The sequence below is a fragment of the Haematobacter missouriensis genome (genome assembly GCF_000740775.1).
Classification (GTDB): Bacteria; Pseudomonadota; Alphaproteobacteria; order Rhodobacterales; family Rhodobacteraceae; genus Haematobacter; species Haematobacter missouriensis.
The window spans coordinates 1-2,723 of record NZ_JFGS01000081.1 but is presented as its reverse complement, the minus strand read 5'-3'; the positions used below and the strand labels follow the sequence as shown (position 1 = coordinate 2,723).

The following is a 2,723-nucleotide window of genomic DNA, read 5'->3' as shown; positions in this document are numbered from 1 at the left end:
AGCGGTCGGAAAAGCTGTCCGAGGACGAGCGGCAGCTCGCGTTCGAGGATCTGTCCATCGCGCTGGCCGAGGTTGAGGCGGAAAAGGAAATCCGTGCCCCCAAAGCAGGGGGCGGGACGACCAAGTCCGCGCCCAAGCGCACCATTGGCAATCTGCCTGCCGCCCTTCCGCGCATTGAAGAGGTAATCGAGCCTGACAGCCTGATCTGCCCCTGCGGCTGCGGTGTCATGCATCGGATCGGTGAAGACCGCAGTGAGCGGCTGGACATCGTGCCGGCCCAGTTGCGCGTCATCGTCACCGTGCGCCCGAAATATGCCTGTCGGACCTGCACCGACGGCGTGACGCAGGCCCCGGCACCCTCACATCTGATCGCGGGCGGGCTGCCAACCGAAGGTGCCATCGCTCATGTCCTGATCAGCAAATATGCCGATCACCTGCCACTGTATCGCCAGAGCCAGATCCTGGCGCGGGCGGGGCTTGATCTGCACCGTGCCGTGCTGGCCGATTGGGTCGGCAAGGCTGCATTCCATCTGAAGCCTGTCGTCGACCGGTTGGCCGAGAATCTGAAGCGATCCGGCAAGCTGTTCATGGATGAAACCACCGCCCCGGTGCTGGATCCGGGGCGCGGAGCAACCAAAACCGGATATCTCTGGGCACTCGCCCGCGATAACCGATCCTGGTGCGGCGAGGACCCGCCCGGCGTGGTCTACTTCTACGCCCCCGGCCGCGCGGGCGAATGTGCTGAAACCTTCCTGACCGGCTTCGACGGCATTCTGCAGGTCGACGGCTATACCGGCTACAATCGACTGACCAAACCCTCGCGCAAGGGCGGCGCGCCCATTCGCGTGGCGCATTGCTGGGCGCATGCGCGCCGCAAACTGAAGGAGGTCTTCGACCGCGACGGATCAGCGATCGCCGCAGAGGGCCTGCGCCGCATTGCCGAATTCTATGCCGTCGAGGCCGATATCCGCGGCGTCTCCTCCGGCCAGCGCCTCTCAGCCCGCCAAGCCCGCACCGCGCCGCTGGTGGCCACCTTCGGCGACTGGCTGCAGGCGCAGCGCCGCAAGACCTCCGCCAAATCCCGCTTGGGCGAAAAACTGGCCTATATCCATAACCACTGGGACGGGCTGCAAACCTTCCTGACCGATGGCCGTGTCGAGATCGACTCCAACAGGGTCGAGAACCTGATCCGTCCCATTGCCCTCAATCGCAAGAATGCCCTCTTCGCCGGCCACGACGAAGGCGGCATCGCCTGGGGCCGCATTGCCTCGCTGATCGAGACCTGCAAGATCAATCGCATCGAGCCCTTCGCTTATCTCAAGGCAACCCTGACAGCCATCGCCAACGGCCACCCGCAAAGCCGCATCGACGACCTGCTGCCATGGAACTTCAAACCGTCAAGCTAAGCCGACCGTGATGTCCTGCGAACGCTTACAGTCCATGATGGCGACCAGAAAGAGGAAGCCCCGGCGCATCGGGATGTAGGTGATGTCGGCGCACCAGACCTGATTGGGCCGATCGACCCGTAGTCCGCCGAGCAGATAAGGATAGGTCTTGTGTCCCTTCGCTGGCCGGCTGGTGTCGGGCTTCTGGTAGATCGGCATCAGGCGCATGAGCCGCATCAGTCGACGAATGCGCTTGTAGTTCACAACATACCCCTCGTTCAGCAGGTGCCACGTCATCTGCTGGACGCCGTAAAACGGCGTTTCGAGGAACTGCTTGTCGATCACCACCATGAGGTCGAGGTTCATCGCCGTCTCGCCCATCCGTTCATAGTAGAACGACGACCGCGGGATCGACAACAGGCGGCATTGTGCCCCGACCGACAGGCTCGGGTGGTTCTTCTCGATCATCCCGCGCCTCACTTTCCGGTCCAGGGCTTGAGCTTTCTGGACAAAAAATCGTTGGCCACAGCCAGCTCCCCGATTTTTGCATGCAGCGACCGCACCGTGTCTTCGTCGATCTCGGGCGCTCTCTTGCCGCCCCGCTCAAAGATGTCAGCCGCGCCCTCCAAAAGAGCCTTCTTCCACTGATGGATCATCGTCGGATGCACGCCATATTCGGCGGCCAGCTCCGACACCGTGCGCTCGCCCTTTACGGCTTCCAGCGCCACACGGGCTTTGAACCCCGCGTCATGGTTCCTGCGGTTCTTCATGTTCTGATCTCCTCGTTCTTGGAGATCAGCAGACGTCAGATCGTAGCTTACGTCACTGTCCGATTTTCGGGGAGCAACTCAGATCGTCAGGCTTTGGTGAGAGAAACCGTTGGCGAGCGGCTTCAAGCAACCGGTCCGTCTCTGCATCATCAGTCTGAAACATCGCCCAGCCGAGAGTGTCGGCGAGCGGCTGAGGGAGCAACCGACGCGCCTGCCCGGTCGATGTGATTTCATAGGCAACTGCATTCCGCCGAAACAGGAGGTTCACGTCTGCTACAAACCGCGTAAGGCCGGCATCCCTATCCCAGCTCAAATGATGGTGACTGAAGTAAGAGTGATATCTGCCTTGAATTGGTTCGCCGACAGCACTGGCACAAAACTCGAGCAAATCGAGGATCACCGGCGTATCAGGCGCTTCGTTCACAGAAAGCGGCCACTCGACCCACGGCACTTCAGCGCTGAGCACCCGGCTGAAGGCCTGTACATCGCATCCGCACGGACTGTTCCCGTCGGGGCATTGTTCTGGAAAGCGAAAGCCAAATGCGGATTCCAATGAAGTCGGCCAGGG

At 61.5% G+C, this 2,723-nt stretch carries 3 protein-coding genes and 1 pseudogene; 1 reads left to right on the top strand and 3 read right to left on the bottom strand.

Features of this window, described 5'->3' with window-relative positions; translation table 11 throughout:
• A partial coding sequence (gene tnpC, locus CG51_RS18650; protein ID WP_035747579.1) for an IS66 family transposase occupies positions 1 to 1,406 on the top strand: 1,406 nt, incomplete at its 5' end.
• Here the strand turns inward: tnpC and CG51_RS18645 are convergent.
• From CG51_RS18645 to CG51_RS20480, 3 genes and pseudogenes are all read right to left on the bottom strand, one after another.
• The gene (locus CG51_RS18645; protein ID WP_084695291.1) at positions 1,398 to 1,853 is read right to left on the bottom strand and encodes an IS3 family transposase; all 456 of its coding nucleotides are present in this window, start codon (positions 1,851 to 1,853) and stop codon (positions 1,398 to 1,400) included. The two genes, tnpC and CG51_RS18645, sit on opposite strands and share 9 nt — an antisense overlap.
• An 8-nt stretch (positions 1,854 to 1,861) precedes the next feature.
• On the bottom strand, positions 1,862 to 2,155 hold the full coding sequence (locus tag CG51_RS18640; RefSeq protein WP_035747577.1) for a transposase: 294 nt from the start codon (positions 2,153 to 2,155) through the stop codon (positions 1,862 to 1,864).
• Positions 2,156 to 2,207: 52 nt separating this feature from the next.
• A pseudogene (locus tag CG51_RS20480) lies at positions 2,208 to 2,723 on the bottom strand (hypothetical protein); the annotation flags it as partial.

Bases quoted from the DNA above. Each gene is read 5' to 3' on its own strand.
- CG51_RS18645 (WP_084695291.1), bottom strand. From the start codon at position 1,853: ATGATCGAGAAGAACCACCCGAGCCTGTCGGTCGGGGCACAATGCCGC.
- CG51_RS18640 (WP_035747577.1), bottom strand. From the start codon at position 2,155: ATGAAGAACCGCAGGAACCATGACGCGGGGTTCAAAGCCCGTGTGGCG.